Below are 25,164 nucleotides of genomic sequence, written 5' to 3' on the forward strand. Positions count from 1 at the left end.
TTCGTTACCTTTAGCGCGTGGACAAGAAGAACGCCCTGCGCGCCGGCGCCCTGGCTGCCGGTACGACGCTGATGATGCTGCTCATGTCGTCCCCCGCCCTCGCGCTGACGCCCGACGACGGCGACGACCCGGGCCCGGGCCTCAGCGTGTTCGAGACGCTCGGCCTCTTCGTCGTGGCCCCGCTCGCCCTGTTCGCGGTGATCACGGGTCTCGTCATGGTCCTGGACAGGTCCACGGACCGTCAGCCGAAGGCCAAGGCGAAGGCCTGACCGCCTCCGCTCCCTCCTTCTCCATACGTTTCCACGAGGGCATCCCTCGGCGCACCCGTGCGCCGAGGGATGCCCTCGCCGCGTTCGGCCCCTCCGGCCTCCGGGTCTACGCCCGGTGCGCCGTGAGATACCGCTGCACCGTCGGCCCCATCCACTGCACGATCTCCTCGCGGCTCAGCGCCACGGTCGGTCCGAAGCGCAGGACGTAACGCGTCAGTGCAAGCCCCAGCACCTGTGACGCACAGAGGGCCGCCCGGGTCGCCGCCTGCTCCGGGTGGGGGCACACGTGCCGGGCGAGCGGCAGCAACTGGTCCCGGAAGACCCCCTGCATCCGTTCGGCGCCCGCCTGGTTGGTGGTGCCCACCCGGAGCATCGCGGTGAGCATCTCGTTCTCCTCCCAGAGGTCGAGGAAGTGGCTCACCAGCAGCCGCCCCACGTCCCGCGCGTCGAACGCGTCCGGGTCCGGCAGCCGCAGATCGACGTCGAGGGCAGCCGCGTACAGCCCCTCCTTCGAGCCGTAGTACCGCATGACCATCGACGGATCGATCCGCGCGTCCTTGGCGATCGCGCGGATGGTGGCCCGGTCGTACCCGTCGGCCGCGAACCGCTCGCGCGCCGCCTGGAGGATCGCGTGCCGGGTGGTGTCGGAGCGGCGGGGGGCTCGTTCGCGAAGTGCTGCTGGTGGCGCTGAGGGCGCGGGTTCCGTGTCGGTCATGCCAACAAACGTAGGCCAACACCTGTTGACAGTCCAGGGATGGCTCTCTACGTTGACAACAGGCGTTGGCCAACAACCGTTGACCAACATGTGTTGGCAGGAGGCCGCCATGAACGGCAAGCGCGACGACAACACCTCTCGTAGCCCCCACACCCAGGACGCACAACACGCACAGGACGCCCAGGACCCGCGGGGCGTCATCGTGGTGGGCGCCGGTCCCACCGGACTGCTGCTGGCCGGCGACCTCGCCGCCGTCGGCGTCCCCGTCACCCTCGTCGAGAAGCGCGAACACCGGATCAGCAACCTCTCCCGGGCCTTCGTCGCGCACGCCCGCACCCTGGAGCAGCTCGACGCCCGGGGCATCGCCGACGCGCTGGAGGCCAAGGGCCGGCCCCTCGACCGCATCGCCCTCTTCGGACGCCTCTCCGTCCGCCTCGACACCCTCCCCTCCCACTTCAACCACCTCCTGGTGATCCCGCAGTACGAGGTCGAGAAGCTCCTGGAGCGGCGGGCGGTGGAGGCCGGGGTGCGGTTCCGGTACGAGACGGAGGTGACGGCGGTCGAGCAGGGCGGGAGCGCGGGCGGAGTCGGGGACGCCGGTGGTGTCACGGTCGACGTGCGGACGGCGGGCGGCGGGACGGACCGCCTGACCGCCGCGTACGTCGTCGGGACGGACGGGCACCGCAGCGCGGTACGCGAGGCGGTAGGGCTGCCGTTCCCGGGGAAGTCCGTCATCCGTTCCGTGGTCCTCGCGGACGTACGGCTCGACGAGCAGCCGGACGAGGTGCTGACCGCGAACGCGGTCGGCGACGCCTTCGCCTTCATCGCGCCCTTCGGTGACGGTTACCACCGGGTCATCGGCTGGCACCGGGGGCGCGACGTCCCCGACAGTGAGCCGCTCGACCTCGACGAGGTCAGGGAGGTCACCCGGCTCGCGCTCGGCCGCGACTACGGCATGCGGGACGCCCGCTGGATGTCCCGCTTCCACTGCGACGAGCGCCAGGCCCCCGCGTACCGGGTCGGCAGGGTCTTCCTCGCCGGTGACGCGGCCCATGTCCACACCCCGGCCGGCGGACAGGGCATGAACACCGGCCTTCAGGACGCCGCGAACCTCGGCTGGAAGCTCGCCGCCGTCCTGGGCGGCCACGCGGACCCGGCTCTGCTCGACAGCTACGAGGCCGAACGTCACCCCGTCGGCAGGGCCGTGCTCCGCAGCAGCGGCGGCATCGTCCGTCTCGCCATGGCCAAGTCCCCCTGGGCCCTGGCGCTGCGCGCCGCCCTGACCACCTTCGTCAACCACGTGCCCCCGGCCCGCACCCGCGCGATCGGCCAGATCACCGGCATCGGCTACCGGTACCCCGCCCCGCGCGGCGCCCACCGCCTGGTCGGCACCCGCGTACCGGACGTCGCCCTCAGCACCGGCCGCCTCTACGAGTCCCTGCGCGGCGGCCGGTTCGTCCTCATCGGCCCGCGCGGCGCGGACGGGACCGGCGCCCTCGGCGCCCTCGGCACCCTTGGGGACCGTCTCGCCGTGGCGACCTGGACGAGCGAGCGCCGTACCACCGTGCTCGTCCGTCCCGACGGCTACGTGGCCTGGGCCGCGGAGGGCGCGGACGACGCGGCGGTCGGGGAGGCGCTGGCGGAGTGGCTGGGAGCGGCCGCGCTGGGCGCGGCCGCCTGACGGGTGATTCGGGCGGCGCTCAGGACCCCGTGCCCACCACCAGCAGCCTCAGCAGGTCGGCCAGTTGGCCGGCCTGTTCGTCGTTCAGGTGGGCGAGGGCCTCGGTCTGGACGGCGAGGCCCGCTCCGACGGCCTCGTCGGCCAGGCGCAGGCCCTCGTCGGTGAGGGTGACCTGGAGGGCGCGGCGGTCGTGCGGGTCGGGGGAGCGGCGCAGGAGGCCCGCACGTTCCAGCTTGTCGAGGCGGCCGGTCATGCCGCCGGTGGTGAGCATGAGGGTGGCGGAGAGCTGGCGCGGCGAGAGCGTGAACGGCTCGCCGGACCGCCGCAGGGTCGCGAGCACGTCGAACTCGCCGCGCGAGATCCCGAACTGCCCGTAGACCTTCTCCATCCGGTCGCCGAGGGTGCGCGAGAGCCGGTTGACGCGGCCGAACACCTCCATCGCGGTGGTGTCGAGGTCGGGCCGCGCCGCCGCCCACTGGTCGATGATCGCGTCGACGGGATCGCGGAGGGGTCGGCCGGGCTCGGAACGCGGGTTCATGGGGTGAGTATCGGACGGCGACGGGTCGGCCGCAAGAAAGTAGCTTGACGGAAAGTTGCTTACCGCTAAGCTAATCGACAGCAAGCTAACTCGGCCGATCAAGTACCTCCTTACCTCTCCCACGCCGCGAAGGACGCGTCCCATGACCGCGCACACCGCGCACGCCTCGCAGACCGCGAGCCGTCTCCCTGTCATCGCCCTGACCGCGCTCGCTCCCATCTCCTGGGGCACCACCTACGCGGTGACGACGGAGTTCCTGCCGGCCGACCGGCCCCTGTTCACGGGCCTGGTGCGCGCGCTTCCGGCGGGACTGCTGCTCCTGGCGATTCCGCGCACGCTGCCGCGCGGGGTCTGGTGGGGGAAGGCCGCGGTGCTGGGCGCGCTGAACATCGGTGCCTTCTTCCCGCTGCTCTTCCTCTCCGCGTACCGGCTGCCGGGCGGTATGGCGGCGGTCGTCGGCTCGGTCGGCCCGCTGTTCGTCGCGGGCCTGGCGACCGTGCTGCTGGGGGAGCGGCCCACCGTCCGCACGCTCCTCACCGGGATCGCGGCGGCCCTCGGCGTCAGCCTGGTCGTCCTGAAGGCGGCGGGGGCGCTGGACACGGTCGGCGTGGTCGCGGCGCTCGCCTCCACCGCCTCCATGTCCACCGGAACGGTTCTCACCAAGCGCTGGGGCCGCCCCGCCGGGGTCGGCCCCCTCGCCCTGACCGGATGGCAACTGACCGCGGGCGGCCTCCTGATCGCCCCGGTCGCCCTCCTCGTCGAGGGCGCGCCCCCGGCCCTGGACGGCCGCGCGGTCGGCGGCTACCTCTACCTCGCCCTCGCCAACACCGCCGTCTCCTACTGGCTCTGGTTCCGCGGCATCGGCCGGCTGTCCGCCACCCAGGTCACCTTCCTCGGCCCCCTCTCCCCCCTGACGGCGGCCGTGGTCGGCTGGGCGGCCCTCGGCCAGGCCCTCACACCCCTGCAGCTCCTGGGCATGGCCGTCGCCTTCGGCGCGACCGTCCTGGGCCAGCTCCGACCGCGCCCCACCGGGCTCCTGGCACCCCCGACCCCGATGCCCTCCCCGTCAGGCGGACGACGGCCGGGAGCGCCGCTCGTCGCTCGTGCCGACCGGGACCGCACCCACCGGTGACGACGAACGGCGGGGGCGCCCGGTGACTTCACCGGGCGCCCCCGCCGTCGTGGCAGAGTCCCTCGTCACTCCGAGGGCGCCGCCGCGTCCGCGGCCTGTGCCCGCAGGGCGCGTTCGACGCCCGAGCGGGACTCCGAGACCAGACGGCGCAGGGCCGCGTTGGGCTCGGCCGTGGTCAGCCAGGTGTCGGTCTTGTGGAGGGTGTCCGTCGAGACCTGGATGGTCGGGTAGAGGCCGACCGCGATCTGCTGGGCGATCTCGTGGGAGCGGGAGTCCCAGATGGACTTGACGACCTCGAAGTACTTGTCGGCGTACGGGGCGAGGAGGTCACGCTGGTCGGTCTGGACGAAGCCGCCGATGACCGCCTCCTGGACCGCGTTGGGGAGCTCGTCCGACTCGACGACCTGGGACCAGGCCTCGGCCTTGGCCTCGGGCGTCGGGCGGGAGGCCCGGGCGGTGGCCGCGTGACGCTCACCGGCGGCCGTCCTGTCGCGCTCGTACTCGCCGGCGATCTCCGCCTCGTCGTAGCGGCCCACCGCCGCGAGCCGCTGCACGAACGACCAGCGCAGCTCGGTGTCGACGGCCAGCCCCTCGATCGTCTGCGTGCCCTCCAGCAGGGCCTCCAGGAGGTCCAGCTGCTCGGGGGTGCGGGCGGTCGCCGCGAACGCACGGGCCCACGCCAGCTGGTGGTCGGAGGCGGCCTCGGCCGCGCGCAGGTGCGCGAGCGTGGCGTCCGTCCAGCGGGTCAGCAGCGCCTCGCGGGCCGTCGGGTCGGCGTACAGCTCGATCGCCAGCTTCACCTGACGGTGCAGCGACTGCACGACACCGATGTCGGACTCCTTGCCGATGCCGGAGAGCACCAGGGACAGGTAGTCGCGGGTCGCGAGTTCGGCGTCGCGGGTCATGTCCCAGGCCGAGGCCCAGCACAGCGCACGGGGCAGGGAGGACTCGAAGTCCCCGAGGTGCTCGGTGACGAAGGCCAGCGACTGCTCGTCCAGGCGGACCTTGGCGTACGACAGGTCGTCGTCGTTGAGGAGGACCACGGCCGGGCGGCGCTTGCCCACCAGCTGCGGCACGGCGGTCAGTTCACCGTCGACGTCCAGCTCGACCCGCTCCTCCCGGACCAGCTTGCCACTGTCGTCGTCCAGTTCGTACAGGCCGACCGCGATGCGGTGCGGGCGCAGGGTCGGCTCGCCCTTCGCGCCGGTCGGCAGCGCCGGGGCCTCCTGGCGGATCGCGAAGGAGGTGACGACGCCGTGCTCGTCCGTCTCGATCTCGGGGCGCAGGACGTTGATGCCGGCCGTCTCCAGCCAGGCCTTCGACCAGGCCTTCAGATCGCGGCCGGAGGTCTCTTCCAGGGCGCCCAGCAGATCGGACAGGCGCGTGTTGCCGAACGCGTGTGCCTTGAAGTACGCCTGCACGCCCCGGAAGAACTCGTCCTGGCCGACGTACGCGACGAGCTGCTTCAGGACGGAAGCCCCCTTCGCGTAGGTGATGCCGTCGAAGTTGACGAGCACGTCGTCCAGGTCGTTGATCTCCGCCATGATCGGGTGCGTGGACGGCAGCTGGTCCTGCCGGTACGCCCAGGTCTTCATGGAGTTGGCGAACGTGGTCCAGGAGTGCGGCCAGCGCGAGCCCGGGGCGTCCGCCTGGCAGGCGATCGACGTGTAGGTGGCGAACGACTCGTTCAGCCACAGGTCGTTCCACCACTCCATCGTCACCAGGTCGCCGAACCACATGTGGGCCAGCTCGTGGAGGATGGTCTCGGCGCGGACCTCGTACGCGGCGTCCGTCACCTTCGAGCGGAAGACGTACTGGTCGCGAATGGTCACCGCGCCGGCGTTCTCCATCGCGCCCGCGTTGAACTCCGGTACGAACAGCTGGTCGTACTTCTCGAACGGGTACGCGTAGTCGAACTTCTCCTGGAACCAGTCGAAGCCCTGCCGCGTGACCTCGAAGATCGCGTCGGAGTCCAGGTACTCGGCGAGCGACGGCCGGCAGTAGATGCCGAGCGGCACGCTCTGCCCGTCCTTCTCGTACACGCTGTGCACGGAGTGGTACGGGCCGACGATGAGCGCCGTGATGTACGTCGAGATCCTGGGCGTCGGCTCGAAGACCCAGACGTCGTCCTTGGGCTCCGGCGTCGGCGAGTTGGAGATGACGGTCCAGCCGCTCGGGGCCTTCACGGTGAACTGGAAGGTGGCCTTCAGGTCCGGCTGCTCGAACGACGCGAAGACGCGGCGGGCGTCCGGGACCTCGAACTGGGTGTACAGGTACGCCTGCTCGTCGACCGGGTCGACGAACCGGTGCAGACCCTCACCCGTGTTGGTGTACGCGCAGTCGGCCACGACCCGCAGGATGTTGCGGCCCTTCAGCAGGCCGGGGAGCGCGATCCGGGAGTCCGCGAAGACCTCCGCCGGGTCCAGCGCGTCGCCGTTGAGGGTCACCTCGTGGACGGTCGGGGCCACCAGGTCGATGAAGGACGTGGCGCCGTTCTCCGCGACGTCGAAGCGCACCGTGGTCACGGACCGGTAGGTGCCTCCCCCACTCTCGGCCTCGCTCGAGCGGGAGGTACCCCCACCCTGCGCGCCGGAGAGGTCGAGATCGATCTCGTACGAGTCGACGCTGAGCAGCGCCGCCCGCTGCTGAGCCTCGTCGCGGGTCAGGTTTGTGCCAGGCACGCGGTCATCTCCTCGGTATGTGTGGGTTGCGCCATCCTTCCATGGGTCGACGCGGCATGGGGCGGGGCGCCCCACCGGCATCCGGTGGGGCGCCCCGCCCGCCTACGCTCCGCCTGCTTCCGGCTACTTCTCGCTCAGCTCCGCCGCCACCAGCTCCGCGATCTGGACCGCGTTCAGCGCGGCGCCCTTGCGGAGGTTGTCGTTGGAGACGAACAGGGCGAGGCCGTTGTCCACGGTCTCGTCGGCGCGGATGCGGCCGACGAAGGAGGGGTCCTGGCCGGCGGCCTGGAGGGGGGTCGGGATGTCGGAGAGGGCGACGCCCGGAGCGCCGGCCAGCAGCTCCGTCGCGCGCTCCACGCCGATCGGGCGGGCGAAGCGGGCGTTGATCTGGAGGGAGTGCCCGGAGAAGACCGGGACGCGCACACAGGTGCCGGAGACCTTGAGGCCGGGGATCTCCAGGATCTTGCGGGACTCGTGGCGGAGCTTCTGCTCCTCGTCCGTCTCGTGCAGACCGTCGTCGACGATCGAACCCGCGAGCGGGAGCACGTTGAAGGCGATGGGCCGCTTGTAGACACCGGGCTCGGGGAAATCGACCGCCGAGCCGTCGTGCGTCAGCTTGTCCGCGTCGGCCGCGACCTTCTGGACCTGGCCGTGCAACTCCGCGACGCCCGCGAGACCGGAGCCGGAGACCGCCTGGTAGGTGGCGACGACCAGCGCTTCGAGGCCCGCCTCCTCGTGCAGCGGACGCAGGACCGGCATCGCGGCCATCGTCGTGCAGTTCGGGTTGGCGATGATGCCCTTGGGGCGGTCGGCGATCGCGTGCGGGTTCACCTCGGAGACCACGAGGGGAACCTCGGGGTCGCGGCGCCACGCGGAGGAGTTGTCGATCACGACCGCGCCCTGCGACGCGACCTTCTCGGCCAGCGCCTTCGAGGTCGCGCCGCCCGCGGAGAACAGGACGATGTCGAGGCCGGAGTAGTCGGCGGTCGCCGCGTCCTCGACCGTCACGCCGTCGATGACCGAGCCGGCCGAGCGGGCGGACGCGAACAGGCGCAGCTCGCGCGTCGGGAAGTCGCGGTCCTTGAGGATCTTGCGCATGACCGTGCCGACCTGACCGGTGGCTCCGACGATTCCGACCCTCACGGCGACTCCTTTGACGTGGCTTGTGTGTGTCTGCGGCATGGCCGAGGCATTTCCATCATGCGGTCAGCCTGGGTCCGCCTGTCCAATCCTTTGACCGGAACGCTCGAGGAGCGGGACGCGTCCACCCCCGCCGCGGGAGCCGCTTCTTTGGCCGGCACCCACGCTGAGCTGGAGAAATTCGTCCTACGGCGGCTCCGTGCCGCAAGCTGTGCTGCCTCGACCCTGCCCACGCCACCCGGGCGCACGCGAAGGTGTGACGTACGCCTCTGCCCCGGGCCGGGAAAGTGGTACCGAACCGGCCGAACGTTTCGGTCCGCGGTGGCGTCGTAGGGGAAACGCGGGAGGGGAGGGGTGGCTGTGCTGCGCAGAAAGGCGCGCCACGTCGAGGGGGTCCAGGAGCCGGACGACCCGCTGGACGCGGCCCAGGAGCGGCGGGTGAGGGCCGTGCTCGCGCTCGGCGGTGTGCCGCAGTCGGACCTGCTGGACGGGGTACAGCAGGTACGGCTGCGGCTGCTGGAGCGGGCCGCGAGCGGCCGGGAGGCGCCGCGGGACGTGTCCGCGTGGGCGGCGGTGGTCGCCTCCAACCTGGCGATGGACTGGCACCGCGCCAAGCGCCGCCAGGAGCGCCTGGGGGAGCGGCTGGCCTCGCTGCGCCAGCACGAGCACCCCTCGGGCGAGGACTCCAGCGTGCTCTCGCTCGCCGTCGCCCGAGGCCTGGACGAGCTGCCCGACGCCCTGCGCCAGGTCCTCGTCCTGCGCTTCTACGCCGACCTGCCGGTACGCGGGATCGCCGACGAGCTCGGCATCCCCGAGGGCACGGTCAAGAGCAGGCTCCACTCGGCGGTCCGCGCCCTGCGCACCCGCCTGCACGAGGACGAGGTGGTGTGACATGACCGCCCGAGACGACAACCGACGCGACCCCGCTCCCGACGGCGCCGCTCCGGACGGCGCCAGGCGCGACGGCGCCGCGACCGACGACGCCACGCTCGACGAGCCGACGCGCGACGAGCCCACGTACCACGAGCCCACGTACGACGAGCCCACGTACGACGGCACCGCCTACGCAGGTGTGGACGCTCTGATGGCGGCCCTTCTCGACGAACCGTTGCCCGAGGACGCGCTGCGGGACGACGAGTTCGTGGCGTCCCACGAGGCGGCCGTCGCCGACCTCGCGCTGCTGAGGGAGCAGCTGGGGCTGATCGGCGAGGCGCTGGCGGTGTCGGGCGAGGACGCCGTGACCGGGGTCGCGCCGGGGCGAGCCGGGGCCGCGCGGCCGGGGGACACGGCAGGTGCCGAGACGGACCCCGGGCAGGTGTCCGGGCCCGCGTCGGCCCCCTCCGCGTCGGTGACCCCCCTGCCGTCGCGGCCGTCCCGCGCCCGGCGCGCTCTGCGGATCACCGCCGGCACCCTCGCCGCCGCGGCCTGCGTCTCCGTCGTCCTCGGCCTCGGCTGGGCGGTCGTGCAGAGCGGCAACGCCGGGGTGAACAGCTCGAAGTCGGGCGCGCAGTCGGCGGACGGGGACAGCGAGAGCATGGAGGACAGCCACGGGGGGGACGGGTCCGCCTCGCTCAGCCGGGAGGGCTACGTCGCCTGCGCCCGCCTGATCGTGGAGGGCACCGTCACCGAGGTGGAGGCCGTGCCGGGGGTCGAACAGGACCGGATCACGGTGGAGGTGGACCGCTGGATCAAGCCCGACAAGGGTGAGGACCGGATCGTCTTCCCGATGAGCCACGACGTCGACCCCCGTCTGGAGAAGGGCGACCACGTCCTCCTCGGCTTCCCCCGGGACAGCGCGCAGCCGGACATCTGGACCACGAAGGCGGCGGAGATCGCCCGGGAGCGTGCCTGGATCGAGGCGGCGCTGCCCGAGTCGGAGGGCATCACATGCGACTGAGCCGCTGAACGACCCAGCAAGGCGGAAGGCGAACCGGCGAACAAGGCGAAGGGGCGGGTGTCCATCCGGACACCCGCCCCTCCGCTCGCCTCAGTACGTTCGCCTCAGTACGGCTCACGCACTACCGGCGCACTACGGCGTGACCTTCTCGATCCGCACGCTGCCGGTGCCCGCGGCGGTGCCGCGCGCGTTCACCAGCTGGACCTGGCCGAAGAACTCCCGGCCGGCCGGGGCCTCGGCGGCCGCGACGACGTCACCGGAGACGGTGGTCGACTCGCCCGTGCCGAGCTTCACGGCGGTGTCCGCGACCTTCACCTCGCCGAGGGCGGAGGAGAAGAAGACGTCGCGGTAGTCGTACGCGGTCGATCCGGCCGGAACCGCGTAGCCGACGACCTCGATGGTGTACGTACCGGCGGCCGGCTTCGGGATGGAGACGGCCTCCTCGGAGTCGCCGTCCGCGGAGTCCGCGATCTGGGTGCCCGCGGCGTCGTAGACGTACAGGTCGAGGTCCGCGCCCGTGTCCGAGGTGTTGCCGATGGCGACGTCCAGGGACTCGGCGCCCGCGGGCACCTCGACCGTGGTGGTCTGGGTGACACCGGTCGTGATGGTCGGCCGGTCGGTCTTGGCCGAGCCCAGCGGGCCGCCCGCCAGCTTGCCGTCGACGGGGGCGAGGCCGTTGGTCACCTTCCAGGAGGCGGCGGTCGGGGTGCCGACCTTGGCCTCGGGGACGGTGACGACCTCCGGGTCGAAGCTCGCGCCGTAGACCGCGAAGTTCAGCTTGTAGGGGTTGTCGAGCAGCGGCGACGTACGGCGCGACTCGACCTCGATCTCCCAGACACCAGGCTGCGGGTTGGCGTACGAGCGCACGTCCGGCTTGCAGCCCCCGCCGTCCTGGAAGTTGCTGTAGCAGGTCAGCGAGCTGGTGCTCTCGACCGCCAGGCCGTACGGGTGGTTGGCGATGAACCGGGTCTGGCTCTTGTCCTTCAGTCCGCTGATCGCGACCTCGAGGGTCTTGGCGCCCTCGGGGACGGTGATGAAGTACGACTTGAAGGAGTTGCGCTGGACCGTGCCGGACGCCGAGTGGGTGTACTTCAGCGGCGTGGAGGCGACGACCGTGTTGAGCACCTGACGGTCGATGCCGACCGTCCTCGGGTCGTCGACCTCCAGGATCGCGCTGCTGATGCCCGAGTTCTCCGCCTTGGCGGCGATCTTCACGGTGACCGGCTTGTTCAGCGGCAGGGAGACCACGTCGTCGCCGACGATCCGGAACGTGTCGTCCCGGTTGTTCTCCAGGTGCAGCTCGTGGCGGATCGCCTTGTCGGCGCCGGACGTACGGGTGATCGTCACGTCGTACGTCTTCTTCTGCCCGACCTTGAGGCCGCCCTCACGGTCGTAGATGCCGGTGCCGAAGCCCGGCGTCTTCAGCGCGAAGTCGATCGCCGTGTCGACGGGGGCCTTGACCGAGTACTCGTGCGCGGTCGCGCCCGCCTTGACCGACTTCCACGCGTCGACGATGTTCATCAGGCCCGCGCCCTCGGCGTACGCCTGGACGCCGCTGATGTGGTCGGCGGTCGAGGTCAGCGCGGTGCGCAGCTTCGCGGGCGTCAGGTCGATGCCCTTCTGCTTCGCGGCGCTGAGCAGCAGCGCGGAGGCGCCGGCCGCCTGCGGCGAGGCCATCGAGGTGCCGTTGAGCATCTGGTAGCCGGCCGGGAGCGTGTAGCCCGCCTCGGGGGCGATGACGCCCGGCAGCCAGGTCTGCGCGGTGTTCACCGCGGCGCCCGGCGCCACCAGGGTCGGCGTGAAGCCGCCGTCCTCACGCGGGCCGCGCGAGGAGAAGTTGAACAGCTGGTAGTCCTTGGCGACCTGCGAGCCGTAGTTGGACGCCCAGGTCTCCTTGGAGATGGACGCGCCGACCGAGATCACCTTGTCGGCGAGGCCGGGGTCGCCGATCGTGTTGGCGCCCGGGCCGGAGTTGCCGGCCGAGATGACCAGCTGGACACCGTAGGTGTCGATGAGGCGCGTGTAGAGCTCGGCGCGCGCGTTGTTGCCGTCGTTCAGCGCCGGCAGGCCGCCGATGGACATGTTGACGATGTCGACACCGCGGTTGACGACGAGGTCGATCATGCCCTCGGTGAGCGCCACGTTGGTGCAGCCGGGACCGAACTCGCAGGCGCGGGAGGAGACGATCTTCGCACCGGGCGCGGCGCCGTTCATCCGGCCGCCGAACAGGCCCTTCGCGGCGGTGATGCCGGCCACGTGGGTGCCGTGCTCGCTGGAGATGAGACCGATGTTGACGAAGTCGGCCTTCTTGCCGACCCAGTCGCCCCCGAAGGGGTCCATCGGGACGTCCTTGCGGTACTCGACGACGAACGGCTGGCGCTCGGCGACCTCGGTCGACGGGTCGTCGGTGCCGAAGTAGCCGATCTGGTAGCCGTCCTTGTACGGCTTCATCGGCTTGTCGTCGGCGAAGTCGAAGTTCTGGTTGACGTCCACGGTGACCGTGCCGGCCGCCGCGTCGTAGAGCACGCCCCACGCGTCGGTGGTGTCGCCGTCCCGGTTCACGTCACCGGCGGCGTCACCGGCCGCCGTGACGGACTCGCGGAAGGTGTTGACGGAGTACGAGCCCGCGGGCGCGGTCCAGGTCCGGCCGCCGTAGGTGAAGGTGGGCCCGGCGACCGAGTTCGTCATCGGGCGCCAGCTGCCGTCGCCGTCGACGATCGGGTCGGTGGACGTCACCCAGTCGACGATCTTGCGCTCACCGGTGGAGGTCTTCTGCAGCGCGGGGTGCGCGAGGTCGACCCCGGAGTCCAGGACGCCGATGGTGATGCCCCGGCCGTCCGCCTTCGGGTTCTGCTTCACGAAGTCGACGGCGCCCGTCTCGAAGGACGGGTTGTACGGGTTCTCGGCGGGCGTGTTCTTGCCCGGCGCCGGGTATGTCTTCGCCGCCGTGGCCTGCGACTTCGCGTCCTTGGCCGAGACCGGCGAGGGGTCGTCGAGCACGATCTCCTGGCGCAGGTCGATGCCCTGGACGGAGGAGAGCTTCGCGGCGGCCGAGATGGCCGAGTCGGCGCTCTTGGTCGGGACCGTGGCGCGGACGTAGCCGAGCTTGTCGTAGGTGCGGCCCACGGAGCCGCCCTTGACCGCGTCCAGCTGCTCGGCGACCTGTTCGGTCTTGCCGGGCGTGGTGGCGATCATCATCGTGACGTTCTTGTCGCCGTCGGCCTTGGCCTCGGCGAGCAGATCGGCGTCGGTCGAACCGAGCTTGTCGTGCGCGGACTTGACGCCACCGTCCGTCGGGACGGAGGCGGACGGGTCGTCCGCCGAGAAGGCCAGGGGTATCGGCCCGGCCGCGGAGAGCGCGGCCACCAGTCCCGCGGCCACGGCTATGCGGGCCACGCGTCTCGCACCCGGGCGGTGGCCGGGGTGGGGGGTGAGGGTCATCAGCATCCCTGTAGGTAAGGAATTCAGGTGAGAACGAACATTGATGATCCGAGCGGCGGGTTCGGATCGGTCCGGTCCGTTATGCGGTGCCGGATGGTCGCTCAGCCTTACCGAAGTGACACATGTTTGGGGAGGGTTGACCGAGGCGGGATTGTGTCATGGCGTAAACCCGCCACCCGTCATGGGTGCGATGACCGTGCATGAGCGGACATTTTGGCTAACGTCTGTGCATGCGCGAGGAGTTGAGGGTGGCGGCCTACGCCGTGTGCGTACGGGACGACCACATGCTGCTGGCCCGCTGGGTCTCACGGGACGGCGAGAAGAAGTGGACCCTGCCCGGCGGCGGCATGGACCACGGCGAGGACCCGTACGACACGGTCGTCCGGGAGGCCGCCGAGGAGACCGGCTACACCGTCGAACCCATCGTCCTCCTCGGCATCGACACCGGCCGGCGCACCTACCCCCGCCGCCTCGGCGCCCTCGCCGACCACCAGGCACTGCGCATCGTCTACGAGGCCCGCGTCACCGGCGGCGACCTCCGCCACGAGACGAACGGCTCCACGGACATGGCCGCCTGGCACCCCCTGGACGAGATCCCGGCCCTCACGAGGGTGGCGCTGGTGGACCTGGGCCTGCGGCTGTGGCGGGAGCGCCCGGCGAACGGCCACTTGACGCCGCCGCTGAACCCTTAGGGGCGTGCGGAACCGCGCGAGCGACCCCGACGCACCCGCACGCACCGCATCACCGGAGCCCCGCGGCGAATACGTGCCCTACCCCACCAGATGAACAAGGAGTGACCTCCTCCCTTCGCTCCCCCTCACATTCGGGAACCCCCGGTGGACGCACACCGTCCCCGAAGATCCACGTACGGTGATCGGCGTCGCCCGTTGCGGCGTCGTTAACGTCCAGGCCACCCCGGCTGCCAAGCATCAAGGAAGAGCGGGAACCCCACTCCGGCCCCCACGGCGGAGCGGCCCCGCGACCACTTCCGACGCGTTCGCATTCGGGGAGACCGCGCCATGTCGCGCATACGCTCAGTCGCTGCCGCCGCCACCCACCCAGACCGCAGGGCCTTCCTCGCCGCCACCGGCGCCGTCGGCCTCGCCGCGGGCGTCGGCTTCGCCCTGCGGCCGGAGACCGACGCCCACGCCGCCTCCGCCGCCGACGGTGCCGCCGCCACCGAGGTCCCCCTGGCCAACCTCTCGAACAGAGAGGCCCCGGCCGCACCCCTGGCGCCGTACACCCGGGGCACCACCCTCGCCTCGGTCGCGGCCCCTCGCAACGCCTCCGGATACCGTCGCCTCGGCTCCGGCCCGGCCTGGGCGCGGGTCGTGCGCGGCGACCTGGCGACCCCCAAGTCCGGCCGCGAGAAGCGCCGTACGGCACTGGCGTCGTTCGTGCAGTTCACCGACCTGCACGTGGTGGACGTCCAGCACCCGCTGCGCTACGAGTACCTGCGCGCCCAGACCGCCAGCGCGTGGCGTCCGCAGGAGGCGCTGTCCGTGGCCGGCGCGGTCTCGCTCGTCGAGCGGGTGAACGCGCTGCGCGGCGCCCCGGTGACCGGCTCCCCGCTGCACTTCGTGATGACGACCGGCGACAACACCGACAACAACTCCAGGACCGAACTGGACTGGTTCCTGAAGGTGATGAGCGGCGGCCGTGTCACCCCCAACTCCGGTGACCCGCGCCGCTACGAGGGCGTCCAGAGCAGCGGTCTCAAGCTGTACTGGCAGCCGGACGCGGCCCTCCGCGACGCCGACAAGCAGCTCGGCTTCCCGCGTCTGAACGGCTTCCTGGCCGCCGCGATCCGCGAGGTCAACAGCCCCGGCCTGAACGTCCCCTGGTACTCCACGGTCGGCAACCACGACTCCCTCCCGGGCGGCTGCTACGCCCCCGGTGACTCCTTCTTCGCGGACTTCGCGGTCGGCGGCAAGAAGCTGATGTCCCTCGACGAGCAGGTCGGCAAGGCCCTCTGGGACAACGTCAAGAGCGGCGGCGACCCCCGAGGTGCCGACTGGAAGGCGGTGCTCAAGTCCCAGGCGAAGAAGATGCGTTCGGTCACCCCGGACGAGAACCGCGCCCCCTTCACCCCGCAGGAGTACCTGAAGGCCCACCTGGACCCGGCCCACACGGGCCCCGGCCCGGTCGGCCACGGCTACTCGCGGGCCAACCTCGACGCCCGCACCCAGTACTACGCCTTCCGTATCGCCGATGACGTCATCGGCATCAGCCTCGACTCCACCGACCCCGGCGGGCACTACGAGGGCTCCCTCGGCACGGCCCAACTCAAGTGGCTGGACCGCACGTTGAAGGAGGCGGCCAAGGACGGTTCGTACGCCGTCGTCTTCAGCCACCACACGAGCAAGTCGATGCGGAACCTGCGCAAGGACCCCGCCCGCCCGACCGAGGCCCGTCACGGCGGCGACGAGGTGCTGGCCCTGCTCGGCCGCCACCGCAACGTTCTGGCCTGGGTGAACGGCCACAGCCACCGCAACCGCATCACCCCCCACTCGGCCTCGAGCGGCGGCTCCTTCTGGGAGATCTCCACGGCCTCCCACATCGACTTCCCCCAACTGGCCCGGGTCATCGAGCTGGTGGACAACAAGGACGGCACGCTCTCCCTCTTCACCACGCTGATCGAATCGGCCGCCCCGCACGCCACCGACTTCACGGACCTCTCGCAGACCGGCCTCGCCGCCCTCTACCGCGAGCTCTCCTACAACGCCCCCGGCCGCCGCGACACCCTCACCGGCACGGCCGGCGACCGCAACACGGAGCTGGTGCTCCGCAAGGGCTGAAAACCGCTCAACCGGCGTCCATCCGCTCAACCCGGGCGGGCGGCGCCGTGTCCCCCTTCGGGACCGGACGTTCCCGGAAGTCACCGAGAATGTCGGCCGAAGGGGGAGAACCACATGTCAGCACGTACGGCACGCACAGCGCGCACGGGTCTGGTGGCGGCCACCGCCGTCGTCGCGGCGCTGGCCCTGGCCGCGCCGGCGATCGCGGCGGCACCCACCGCCGCGACGGCGGGAGGCGACCACGGCGCGACGCGGAAGGCCATGGACGCCAATGTCGAGGACGGAGTCGTCGGCATCGCGGTCCAGGCGAAGGACGAACGCGGCGTCTGGAAGGCGACGTCCGGTGTGGGCGACCTCAGGACGGGCCGGCCGCGCTCCGCCCACGACCACTTCCGTGTCGGCAGCATCACCAAGACCTTCATCTCCACCGTGCTGCTCCAGCTGGCGGCCGAGGGCAGGCTCTCCCTGGACGACAAGGTGGAGCGATGGCTGCCGGGCGTGGTGCGCGGCGAGGGCCACGACGGACGCCAGGTGACGCTACGTCAACTCCTCAACCACACCAGCGGAATCGCCGAGTACACCTCGGACGAGCAGTTCGTGCAGGACGTCTTCCTCGCCGAGGGCTTCCTCAAGAACCGCTACCGCACCTGGACCCCGCGCCAACTCGTCGGCATCGCCATGAAGCACGAGCCCACCTTCGCGCCGGGCGCCGACTGGAGCTACTCCAACACCAACTACGTGCTCGCCGGCATGGTGATCGAGAAGGCCACCGGCAACCCGTACGGCGACGAGGTCCGCGCCCGCGTCATCGAACCCCTCGGCCTCACCGGCACGAAGGTCCCCGGCACCGACCCCACCGTCCCGAAGCGGCACAGCCGCGCCTACTCCAAGCTGGCGGAGACCTCCGAGGGCAGGACCTACGACGCCACCGAGCTCAACCCCTCGATCGCCGGCGCGGCGGGCGAGATGATCTCCACCCCCGGTGACCTCAACCGTTTCGTCTCGGCCCTCCTGCGCGGCAGGCTCCTGCCGAGGAAGCAACTCGCCGAGATGAAGAACGTCGTCCCCATCGACGGGGAACGCGGCGGCTACGGCCTCGGGCTCATCACCTACGAGCTCTCCTGCGGTCTCCGGCTCTGGGGCCACAGCGGCGGCATCCACGGCTCCCTCTCCGAGACCGCCACCACCACCGACGGCCGCCACACCCTCACCTACAACTTCAACAGCGACTGGACGGGCGACAGCCTGTCGATCATGGAGGCGGAGTTCTGCGGCAAGTAGCCCCGCCCCCGGGGTGACATGAGGAAGGGCCGCCGAACGGGCGGCGGCCCTTCCTCTCCCCTCCTGCCGGAACGAGTTACCCGATCACCGGGGAAGCACCACGACGTACGCCGCCGGATCCCGGTCGCACGACGCCATCAACGCGGTGCGGACGACGGCCGCCTGCTGTTCCAGGGAGTCACGCAGCTTCCGGGGCGTGACGTGGACGACGGTGATGCCGAGCCGCTCCAACATCTCGCGCTTGCGGGCGTACTCGGACCACAGCGCGTCGTCCTCCTGACGCGGGGCCCGGGTGTCCAGCTCGACGGCGACGGCCTGCTCCGGCCAGTACGCGTCCAGGCCGCCGAGGTGCGGACCGCCGGGCAGGCGGAGGTCCACGTTCCAGACGGGGTCGGGGAGGGCGTGTTCGCGGACCATCCGGTACAGGTGGTCCTCCGCGACGGCCCGCCCCTCCGCGAGCAGCGACTCCACCGCGTCGGCCACGTGCGGACGGTTCAGCAGGCGGGCATCCGTCAACTCCCGGATGACGGCGGCGGGATCGGTGTGCCCGCCGCGCACCGCCTCCGTCAGCAGCCTGCGCACGGTGGCCGCGTCGGCGAGTTCCCCGACCGCGTCCGCCAGAGCGCGCGGCACGGGGGCGACGGGCAGGCCGGTCACGTACGACGGGGTCGGTACGGCCGAGGTCCGGACGATCCGCGCGCATCCCACGGTCCGCAGCCGGCGCAGCCGCGGGACCAGGACGTCGATCGTGTCCAGGGAGGGCAGCGGGGGAGCGGACGCGAAGCCGTGCAGGGTCAGGGCGGCGAGCCCGGTGATCACCACGTCCGGGTAGCGGGGCGTCGCTGCCGACCGGGGCTCGTCGGCGTTCGGCTGCGCGGGTACCCCGGTGACGCCGGTGGCCCCGGTGGACGTCTCGCGGAACGGTGAGCGGGCCGCGTACGAGAGCACCGCGTGCAGGCGCTCCTCCGAGGTGGGCGGGCCGGGGTGCAACAGGAACACACCCGGCAGGATCTGCTGCCAGGGGCCACCGGACCGGCACTGTTCGTTCGTCTCTGCGGCGGTGACACCCTGCGCGCGCAGCTGCGCGGCCGTCAGCACCCGGCGCGTGACGTCCGAGGGGCGACGGAGGGGGCGGGGGGAGAGCGGGGTGTTGTGCGTCATGACCCGGAGGTTTCCGCGTCGGGCCCGCCCATGAACCTCTGTTACACGCTCGTCGACAAATCCGGACAAGACCGCACTAAAGTACGTGCGTTCGACTGCCGATACCTGCTGGTCCGGGCGACGACCGGAAAAGGTTACGGCTCTGATTACCCGAATTTCGTAACTCTCAACCAGGGGTGCCGCCGTAGGCGTCGCTTCCCCGCCGCGGGCGGTCGCGCCCCCCCCCCCCCCCCACCGGGTGCGCGACACCCCATGTGTCGCGGGCGGTCATCCGGCCGCGTCGCACTCCTGCCCCCGCAGCGCCCGGGCCAGGTCGTCGCGGGCCTCGATCACCAGCCTCCGCAGGGCCGGCGGTGCCGATTCGTGCGAGGCGAGCCACGCGTCCGTCGCCTCCAGCGTCGCGGGCGAGTCCTGCAGCGACGGGAACAGACCGCGCACCACGTCCATCCCGATCTGGATGGACCGCTCGGCCCACACCCGTTCGATCACCTCGAAGTACTTCTCCGCGTACGGCGCCACCAGCTCCCGCTGGGACGGCCGCGCGAACCCCGTGATCGTCGCCTCGACCAGCGCGTTGGAGAGCGTGTCCGACTCCACGACCGACGCCCACGCCTGCGCCTTGACCGCGGCGGACGGCCGGGCCGCCAGGCACCGCACCTGGTGCCGCTTCCCGGAGGCCGTGTCGTCCCGCGCCAGCTCGGCGGCGAGGGCCCCCTCGTCGGCGACCCCGTACGTCGAGAGCGGCTCCAGGAACGCCCACCGCAGCTCCTGGTCGATCTCCAGCCCGTCGACCTTCTCCGCCCCGGACAACAGGCCCTGCAACACCGCCAGTTCGGCCTCGTCCGACGCCACCGACGCGAAGAACCGGGCCCACGTCAGCTGGTGCTGACTGCCCGCCTCGGCCGCCCGCAGCTCGCGCAGCGCACCCTCCGCGAGCAGTCGGCCCCCCGTCCGACGCCACTCGGGCGCCGCGTAGTGGGTGAGCGCCGAGTTGGCCCAGGCGTGCAGCATCTGGAGCACACCGATGTCGGACTCCCGCCCCGCGAACCGCAGCACGAGGTCGACGAACTCCCGCGCCGGCAGCAGCGCGTCCCGCGTCAGGTTCCACAGCGCCGACCAGCACAGGGCCCGCGCCAGGGGGTCGGTGATGTCACCGAGTCCGGCCCGCAGCGTGTCCAGCGACGCCGCGTCGAACCGGATCTTGCAGTACGTCAGGTCGTCGTCGTTGACCAGCACCAGCGCAGGCGCCTCGGCCCCCGCCAGCTCGGCCACGACCGTACGCGGCCCGTCCACGTCCACCTCGGCCCGCGCGTACCGCTCCAGCGCGCCCGAGCCGTCCTCCCCGTTCGCCCGCCGGTACAGGCCGATCGCCACCCGGTGCGGCCGCAGCTCGGGATGCGACTCCGCCGCCTCCTGCACCACCGCCAGCTCGTCGATCCGGCCCTCGGGATCGAGCAGCACCTGCGGGGTGAGGGAGTTGACCCCCGCCGTCTGCAGCCAGGCCCGCGACCAGGACGCCATGTCCCGCCCGCTGGTCTCCTCCAGGACCGACAGCAGGTCGCCCAGCTTCGTGTTGCCGTACGCGTTCCGCTTGAAGTAGCGCCGGGCGCCCTCCAGGAAGGCCTCGCGCCCCACGTACGCCACCAGCTGCTTCAGCACGGAGGCACCCTTGGCGTAGGTGATGCCGTCGAAGTTGAGCTTGGCGTCCTCCAGGTCACGGATGTCGGCCGTGATCGGATGGGTGGACGGCAACTGGTCGGCGCGGTACGCCCAGGACTTGCGGTTGTTGGCGAAGGTGATCCAGCCGTTGGTGAAGCGGGTGGCCTCCACCATCGAGAAAGAACCCATGAAGTCCGCGAAGGACTCCTTCAGCCACAGGTCGTCCCACCACACCATGGTCACCAGGTCGCCGAACCACATGTGCGCCATCTCGTGCAGGACGACGTTGGCCCGCCGCTCGTACGACGCCCGTGTGACCTTGCCGCGGAAGATGAACTCCTCGCGGAAGGTGACCAGTCCGGGGTTCTCCATCGCGCCGAGGTTGTACTCCGGCACGAACGCCTGGTCGTACTTCCCGAACGGGTACGGGTAGTCGAAGTGGTCGTGGAAGAAGTCCAGGCCCTGCTTGGTGATCAGGAAGACGTCGTCGGAGTCGAAGTAGGGCGCGAGACCCTTGCGGCACATCGCGCCGAGGGGGATCTCCAGCCGCGTACCGTCCTCGAAGACCCGCTCGTAGGTGTCCGTCACGTAGTGGTAAGGGCCCGCGACGATCGCCGTGATGTACGTCGAGATCGGCTTCGTCTCCGCGAACCGCCACACCCCGTCCGTCTGTTCGCCGACCCCGTTGCTCCACACGACCCACCCCTCGGGGGCGCGCACCTCGAAGCGGTAGGGGGCCTTGAGGTCCGGCTGCTCGAAGTTCGCGAAGACCCGGCGGCTGTCGGCCGGCTCGTACTGCGTGTAGAGGTAGACCTCGCCGTCCTCCGGGTCGACGAAGCGGTGCATGCCCTCGCCGGTGCGGGAGTAGGCGCACTGGGCGTCGACCACCAGCTCGTTCTCGGCGGCCAGGTCGTCGAGGGCGATCCGGGAGCCGTCGAAGACCTCGCTCGGGTCGAGGTCCCTGCCGTTGAGGGAGACGGCCGTCACCCGCGGCGCGACCAGATCGGCGAAGCTCGTGGCGCCTGGGTCGGCGCACCGGAACCGGATCGTCGTCACCGACCGGAAGGTGCGCGGTTCGCCACCCGGGCCGCCGGAGTCACCGACGGCGGAGCGCAGGTCGAGGGAGACCTCGTAGCCGTCGACGGACAACAGCGCGGCCCGCTCCTGGGCCTCGTCACGGGTCAGATTCTCACCGGGCACGGGCGGCACTCCCTCGGGTGGTGTTCAGAATGCGGACAGCCCGATCCTGCCATGCACCGCGGGAATGACCGGGGCCGTCCTCGGTGTTGCCGGTTGTTGCCCGGTAAACCGAACCCGCACGACTCCGTCTTCGTATCCCTTTCGAGGAGAACCATGTCCGAGCAGACCTCTGGCAAGACCCCTGTCGACTTCTGGTTCGACCCGCTGTGCCCCTGGGCCTGGATGACCTCGCGCTGGGTCCTGGAGGTCGAGAAGGTCCGCGACATCGAGGTCCGCTGGCATCTGATGAGCCTCGCGGTACTGAACGAGCCCAAGATCGACGAGCTGCCCGAGGAGTACCGCGAGCTGCTGGCCACCAAGGCCTGGGGCCCGGTGCGGATCGTGATAGCCGCCCAGCAGGAGCACGGCCCCGAGGTGCTCGGCGACCTCTACACCGCGCTCGGCACGCGGATCCACAACCAGGGCGAGGGCCCCGAGAAGGAGACGGTCGCCGCCGCGCTGAAGGACGTCGGCCTGCCCGACTCCCTCATGGACCACTGGGACTCCACCCCGTACGAGGCCGAGCTGCGCGCCTCCCACAAGGAGGGCATCGACAAGGTCGGCCAGGACGTCGGCACGCCCGTCATCGCCGTCCCCGGCGCCGACGGCGAGCAGATCGCCTTCTTCGGCCCGGTCGTCACCCCCGCCCCGAAGGGCGAGGAGGCCGCCAGGCTCTGGGACGGCACCCTCCTCGTCGCCTCGGTCCCCGGCTTCTACGAGATCAAGCGCTCCCGCACGCAGGGCCCGGACTTCAGTAACTTGATCTGACAGGGCGAGCGACCGGCCCCGGCAGGCCGGGTCACCGGAAGGACTCCGGGAGGGTCAGGCCCTCGCTCTGTTTGCCGTACGGCTGGACGAACAGGCAGCGGCCCTTCTCGCCGTGGTTGGCGCAGCGCCACCAGCCCGCCGGGTTCTTGCCCAGGGACTCCAGGTACTCCTGTACCGCCTTGTCCGCCTTGTGGAACGGCAGGGGCTTGCCGCCGCCACACGGAGGGCAGTGCTTGTAGCTCACGTCCATGCGACCTCCCGGTCCGGTCCGCCGGATCGGGAATCCGGCCGGAAACGGGAGCATAGGGCGAAAGCCGAGGAAGCGGTCAGACCGGAATGCGTCCCGCCGTGGCGTGTTCCGGCGGTCCCGGAGGGCGAGAACCCCCGCGAGTCACGTCCTCGCGGGGGTTCTCCCTTTTCCGCCTGTCCCGTGAAGGTTGAGAAGACGATCACGAGCAGGACGTCTCGGTCGCCGGCTCAGGGGGTCAGCAGCAGCACATCCGCGCGGGACCTGGCCGCCGCGTAACGGCGGGCCACATCCTGCCAGTTCACGACGGCCCACATGGCGTCGATGAAGTCGACCTTCTGGTTCTTGTACTGCAGGTAGAAGGCGTGCTCCCAGGCGTCGAAGACGAGGATCGGGGTGGAGCCCTGGCCGACGTTGCCCTGGTGGTCGTAGACCTGCTCGACGACCAGACGCCCGCTCAGCGGCTCGTACGCCAGCACACCCCAGCCCGAGCCCTGGGTGGTCGCGGCGGCCTTGGTCAACTGGGCCTTGAAGCCGGCGAAGGAGCCGAAGGACTCGGCGATGGCGTCCGCCAGCTCACCCACGCCGTCCTTCTCCAGGGGCTCGCCGCCGCCGTCGCCGGTCATGTTCTGCCAGTAGATCGAGTGCAGGATGTGGCCGGAGAGATGGAAGGCCAGGTTCTTCTCCAGGCCGTTGATGGCCCCCCAGGTCTCCTTGTCCCGCGCCTCGGCCAGCTGCTCCAGGGTGTCGTTGGCTCCCTTGACGTACGCCGCGTGGTGCTTGTCGTGGTGCAGCTCGATGATCTCGGGGCTGATCACGGGCGCCAGCGCCGCGTAGTCGTACGGCAGTTCGGGAAGCGTGTAGACGGGCATGGGGGTCCCCTCCGACCTCTTATTGCAAAGTACTTGCAAGTGCACGCTAGCAGCAAGAGACTGTGGGGGCGTGCCCGGGCACGCGAAAGGGCCCTCGCGCGAACCGACCGTCCGTCCTCCGCGCGAGGGCCCTGAAGCGTGCGAGCCGATGTCAGCCCGCGGCGCGCGTCCGCTGCCGGACGTAACCGACCACCGCCAAAATCAGCGTCATGCCGCCCGTCCAGTACAACTGCGTCCGCGTCCCCGGCTCCCGGGCCATCAGGACGAAGACGGCGGCCATCCCCGCGAGCGCCACCCACGTCAGCCAGGGGAACGCCCACATCCGCACGACCAGCCGCTCCGGGGCCTCACGCTCGATGCGGCGACGCAGGAGCAGTTGGGAGACGGCGATGAGGATCCAGACGACGAGGACGACCGCCCCGATCATGTTGAGGAGCCAGGGGAAGACGTCGTCGGGGCGCCAGTAGCTGAGCAGGACGCAGAGGAAGCCGAAGACGCTGGAGGCCAGGACCGCGATCCGGGGGACCCCGCCCGACACCCGGCCGATCACCTTCGGGCCCAGCCCGCGCGCCACCAGGGAGTAGGCGATCCGGGACGAGCCGTAGATGTTGGCGTTCATCGCGCTCAGCAGGGCCACCAGCACGACCACGTTCATCACCTGACCGGCGCCGGGGATGCCCAGGTGGTCGAGGGCGGCGACGTACGGGCCCTTCTCCACGACCGCCTTCGAGTCCCATGGGACGAGGGTGACGATGACCGCCATGGAGCCGATGTAGAAGAGGGCGATGCGCCACATCGCCGTACGGACCGCCGTGGCCACACCCTTCACGGGGTCCTCGGACTCGGCCGCCGCGATCGTCACGGTCTCCAGGCCGCCGTACGCGAAGATCGACGCCAGCAGGCCGATGACCAGGCCGTCGGCGCCGCCCGGCAGCAGACCGCCCTCGCCGGTCAGGTTGGCGAGGCCGGGCGCGTCGGTGCCCGGCAGGACACCGGCGACGGCCAGCACGCCCAGCACCAGGAACAGGGAGATCGCGCCGACCTTGAGTGCGGCGAACCAGAACTCGAACTCACCGAAGTTCTTCACGGCGGCCAGGTTGGTGCCCAGGAACACCAGCATGAACAGCGCCACCCAGGCCCACTCGGGCGTACCGGGCAGCCACCCCGTCACGATCTTCGCGGCGCCGATGCCCTCCAGGCCCACGGCCGTGCAGAGCAGCACCCAGAACGACCAGCCGGCCGTGAAGCCCGCCCATGGACCGATGGCGCGTTCGGCGTGTGCGGAGAAGGAGCCCGAGGAGGGATACGCGGCGGACATCTCGCCGAGCATCCGCATCACCAGCATGACAAGGAGCCCGGAGAGCGTGTACGCGAGGACGATCGACGGACCGGCGGCGGCGATGCCCGCCCCGGATCCGACGAAGAGGCCCGCGCCGATCACGCCGCCGAGGGCGATCATCGAGAGGTGGCGCTGCTTGAGGCCGTGGGACAGGGACGCGTCGGGCTCTTGTGGAGCCTTGACGGAGGTGCTGGGCATGGGCGCGGTTCGTCCAATGCGTGAGACGGCAAAACGCCCACAGTCTGGACAGCCCCTCCACGGCAGGGAGGGGCTGTCCGCGATCCGGACGGGACCGGTACGGAAGGT

General features: G+C 71.0%; 19 protein-coding genes. 9 read left to right on the forward strand and 10 right to left on the reverse strand.

What is annotated here, in order from left to right; all coding sequences use genetic code 11:
• The first annotated feature begins 17 nt into the window (after window positions 1-17).
• Entirely contained in the window at window positions 18-269 is a 252-nt protein-coding gene (locus tag RM704_RS20865; RefSeq protein WP_033526410.1) for a hypothetical protein, read from the forward strand.
• A gap of 106 nt (window positions 270-375) precedes the next feature.
• Here the strand turns inward: RM704_RS20865 and RM704_RS20870 are convergent, their stop codons facing one another.
• Window positions 376-984 carry a TetR/AcrR family transcriptional regulator gene (locus tag RM704_RS20870; RefSeq protein WP_033526409.1) on the reverse strand — a complete coding sequence of 203 codons (609 nt, stop codon included), beginning with the start codon at window positions 982-984 and terminating at the stop codon, window positions 376-378.
• Between the two features lie 109 nt (window positions 985-1,093).
• Here RM704_RS20870 and RM704_RS20875 point away from each other — a divergent pair, with 109 nt between their 5' ends.
• Window positions 1,094-2,665: an FAD-dependent monooxygenase gene (locus RM704_RS20875; RefSeq protein WP_078937040.1), complete on the forward strand. Its 1,572-nt coding sequence runs from the start codon at window positions 1,094-1,096 to the stop codon at window positions 2,663-2,665.
• Window positions 2,666-2,684: 19 nt separating this feature from the next.
• Here RM704_RS20875 and RM704_RS20880 read toward each other — a convergent pair whose 3' ends face one another.
• On the reverse strand, window positions 2,685-3,203 hold the full coding sequence (locus RM704_RS20880) for a MarR family winged helix-turn-helix transcriptional regulator (RefSeq protein WP_033526408.1): 519 nt from the start codon (window positions 3,201-3,203) through the stop codon (window positions 2,685-2,687).
• A 142-nt stretch (window positions 3,204-3,345) separates the two neighbouring features.
• Here RM704_RS20880 and RM704_RS20885 point away from each other — a divergent pair, with 142 nt between their 5' ends.
• Window positions 3,346-4,335 carry an EamA family transporter gene (locus RM704_RS20885; RefSeq protein ID WP_033526407.1) on the forward strand — a complete coding sequence of 330 codons (990 nt, stop codon included), beginning with the start codon at window positions 3,346-3,348 and terminating at the stop codon, window positions 4,333-4,335.
• Between the two features lie 65 nt (window positions 4,336-4,400).
• Here the strand turns inward: RM704_RS20885 and pepN (RM704_RS20890) are convergent, their stop codons facing one another.
• Both pepN (RM704_RS20890) and RM704_RS20895 read right to left on the reverse strand, forming a co-directional pair.
• Window positions 4,401-7,016: an aminopeptidase N gene (gene pepN, locus RM704_RS20890; RefSeq protein WP_033526406.1), complete on the reverse strand. Its 2,616-nt coding sequence runs from the start codon at window positions 7,014-7,016 to the stop codon at window positions 4,401-4,403.
• Between the two features lie 123 nt (window positions 7,017-7,139).
• Window positions 7,140-8,159 carry an aspartate-semialdehyde dehydrogenase gene (locus tag RM704_RS20895; protein ID WP_033526405.1) on the reverse strand — a complete coding sequence of 340 codons (1,020 nt, stop codon included), beginning with the start codon at window positions 8,157-8,159 and terminating at the stop codon, window positions 7,140-7,142.
• Window positions 8,160-8,516: 357 nt separating this feature from the next.
• Between RM704_RS20895 and RM704_RS20900 the strand changes: the two genes are divergently transcribed.
• Together RM704_RS20900 and RM704_RS20905 are read left to right on the forward strand one after the other, a co-directional pair.
• Window positions 8,517-9,047 (forward strand): RNA polymerase sigma factor, encoded by a 531-nt coding sequence (locus tag RM704_RS20900; protein ID WP_033526404.1) that lies wholly within the window; start codon window positions 8,517-8,519, stop codon window positions 9,045-9,047.
• A 1-nt stretch (window position 9,048) separates the two neighbouring features.
• Window positions 9,049-10,053, forward strand: coding sequence for a hypothetical protein (locus RM704_RS20905; protein ID WP_033526403.1), 1,005 nt, complete (start codon window positions 9,049-9,051; stop codon window positions 10,051-10,053).
• A gap of 132 nt (window positions 10,054-10,185) precedes the next feature.
• Here the strand turns inward: RM704_RS20905 and RM704_RS20910 are convergent, their stop codons facing one another.
• Window positions 10,186-13,500, reverse strand: coding sequence for a S8 family serine peptidase (locus tag RM704_RS20910; protein WP_033526402.1), 3,315 nt, complete (start codon window positions 13,498-13,500; stop codon window positions 10,186-10,188).
• Window positions 13,501-13,724: 224 nt separating this feature from the next.
• Here RM704_RS20910 and RM704_RS20915 point away from each other — a divergent pair, with 224 nt between their 5' ends.
• From RM704_RS20915 to RM704_RS20925, 3 genes are all read left to right on the forward strand, one after another.
• A complete protein-coding gene (locus RM704_RS20915) occupies window positions 13,725-14,186 on the forward strand; it encodes an NUDIX hydrolase (RefSeq protein WP_033526401.1) in 462 nt (153 codons plus the stop codon).
• Between the two features lie 327 nt (window positions 14,187-14,513).
• Window positions 14,514-16,292 carry a TIGR03767 family metallophosphoesterase gene (locus RM704_RS20920; RefSeq protein WP_033526400.1) on the forward strand — a complete coding sequence of 593 codons (1,779 nt, stop codon included), beginning with the start codon at window positions 14,514-14,516 and terminating at the stop codon, window positions 16,290-16,292.
• Between the two features lie 114 nt (window positions 16,293-16,406).
• On the forward strand, window positions 16,407-17,573 hold the full coding sequence (locus RM704_RS20925; RefSeq protein ID WP_192829616.1) for a serine hydrolase domain-containing protein: 1,167 nt from the start codon (window positions 16,407-16,409) through the stop codon (window positions 17,571-17,573).
• A gap of 84 nt (window positions 17,574-17,657) precedes the next feature.
• Here the strand turns inward: RM704_RS20925 and RM704_RS20930 are convergent, their stop codons facing one another.
• Together RM704_RS20930 and pepN (RM704_RS20935) are read right to left on the reverse strand one after the other, a co-directional pair.
• Window positions 17,658-18,734, reverse strand: coding sequence for a hypothetical protein (locus RM704_RS20930; protein WP_033526398.1), 1,077 nt, complete (start codon window positions 18,732-18,734; stop codon window positions 17,658-17,660).
• A 267-nt stretch (window positions 18,735-19,001) separates the two neighbouring features.
• The gene (pepN, locus tag RM704_RS20935) at window positions 19,002-21,593 is read right to left on the reverse strand and encodes an aminopeptidase N (RefSeq protein ID WP_033526397.1); all 2,592 of its coding nucleotides are present in this window, start codon (window positions 21,591-21,593) and stop codon (window positions 19,002-19,004) included.
• Between the two features lie 153 nt (window positions 21,594-21,746).
• Between pepN (RM704_RS20935) and RM704_RS20940 the strand changes: the two genes are divergently transcribed.
• On the forward strand, window positions 21,747-22,400 hold the full coding sequence (locus RM704_RS20940; RefSeq protein WP_033526396.1) for a mycothiol-dependent nitroreductase Rv2466c family protein: 654 nt from the start codon (window positions 21,747-21,749) through the stop codon (window positions 22,398-22,400).
• A 31-nt stretch (window positions 22,401-22,431) separates the two neighbouring features.
• On the opposite strand, the gene RM704_RS20945 is transcribed toward RM704_RS20940, so the two are convergent.
• The 3 genes from RM704_RS20945 to RM704_RS20955 form a co-directional block, all read right to left on the reverse strand.
• Entirely contained in the window at window positions 22,432-22,650 is a 219-nt protein-coding gene (locus tag RM704_RS20945; protein ID WP_033526395.1) for an SH3 domain-containing protein, read from the reverse strand.
• Window positions 22,651-22,877: 227 nt separating this feature from the next.
• Window positions 22,878-23,519: a superoxide dismutase gene (locus tag RM704_RS20950; protein ID WP_033526394.1), complete on the reverse strand. Its 642-nt coding sequence runs from the start codon at window positions 23,517-23,519 to the stop codon at window positions 22,878-22,880.
• A 151-nt stretch (window positions 23,520-23,670) separates the two neighbouring features.
• Window positions 23,671-25,056 (reverse strand): amino acid permease, encoded by a 1,386-nt coding sequence (locus RM704_RS20955; RefSeq protein ID WP_033526393.1) that lies wholly within the window; start codon window positions 25,054-25,056, stop codon window positions 23,671-23,673.
• Window positions 25,057-25,164 lie beyond the last annotated feature (108 nt).

This window comes from Streptomyces gottesmaniae, assembly GCF_031845845.1.
In the GTDB taxonomy this organism is placed as follows: domain Bacteria; phylum Actinomycetota; class Actinomycetes; order Streptomycetales; family Streptomycetaceae; genus Streptomyces; species Streptomyces akebiae.

Excerpts from the sequence above, each read along its gene's own strand:
- RM704_RS20920 (WP_033526400.1), top strand. The coding sequence starts at position 14,514 with ATGTCGCGCATACGCTCAGTCGCTGCCGCCGCCACCCACCCAGACCGC.
- RM704_RS20930 (WP_033526398.1), bottom strand. The coding sequence starts at position 18,734 with ATGACGCACAACACCCCGCTCTCCCCCCGCCCCCTCCGTCGCCCCTCG.
- RM704_RS20945 (WP_033526395.1), bottom strand. The coding sequence starts at position 22,650 with ATGGACGTGAGCTACAAGCACTGCCCTCCGTGTGGCGGCGGCAAGCCC.
- RM704_RS20880 (WP_033526408.1), bottom strand. The coding sequence starts at position 3,203 with ATGAACCCGCGTTCCGAGCCCGGCCGACCCCTCCGCGATCCCGTCGAC.
- RM704_RS20870 (WP_033526409.1), bottom strand. The coding sequence starts at position 984 with ATGACCGACACGGAACCCGCGCCCTCAGCGCCACCAGCAGCACTTCGC.
- RM704_RS20925 (WP_192829616.1), top strand. The coding sequence starts at position 16,407 with ATGTCAGCACGTACGGCACGCACAGCGCGCACGGGTCTGGTGGCGGCC.
- RM704_RS20875 (WP_078937040.1), top strand. The coding sequence starts at position 1,094 with ATGAACGGCAAGCGCGACGACAACACCTCTCGTAGCCCCCACACCCAG.
- RM704_RS20940 (WP_033526396.1), top strand. The coding sequence starts at position 21,747 with ATGTCCGAGCAGACCTCTGGCAAGACCCCTGTCGACTTCTGGTTCGAC.
- RM704_RS20885 (WP_033526407.1), top strand. The coding sequence starts at position 3,346 with ATGACCGCGCACACCGCGCACGCCTCGCAGACCGCGAGCCGTCTCCCT.
- RM704_RS20955 (WP_033526393.1), bottom strand. The coding sequence starts at position 25,056 with ATGCCCAGCACCTCCGTCAAGGCTCCACAAGAGCCCGACGCGTCCCTG.
- RM704_RS20915 (WP_033526401.1), top strand. The coding sequence starts at position 13,725 with ATGCGCGAGGAGTTGAGGGTGGCGGCCTACGCCGTGTGCGTACGGGAC.
- RM704_RS20910 (WP_033526402.1), bottom strand. The coding sequence starts at position 13,500 with ATGCTGATGACCCTCACCCCCCACCCCGGCCACCGCCCGGGTGCGAGA.
- RM704_RS20950 (WP_033526394.1), bottom strand. The coding sequence starts at position 23,519 with ATGCCCGTCTACACGCTTCCCGAACTGCCGTACGACTACGCGGCGCTG.
- RM704_RS20905 (WP_033526403.1), top strand. The coding sequence starts at position 9,049 with ATGACCGCCCGAGACGACAACCGACGCGACCCCGCTCCCGACGGCGCC.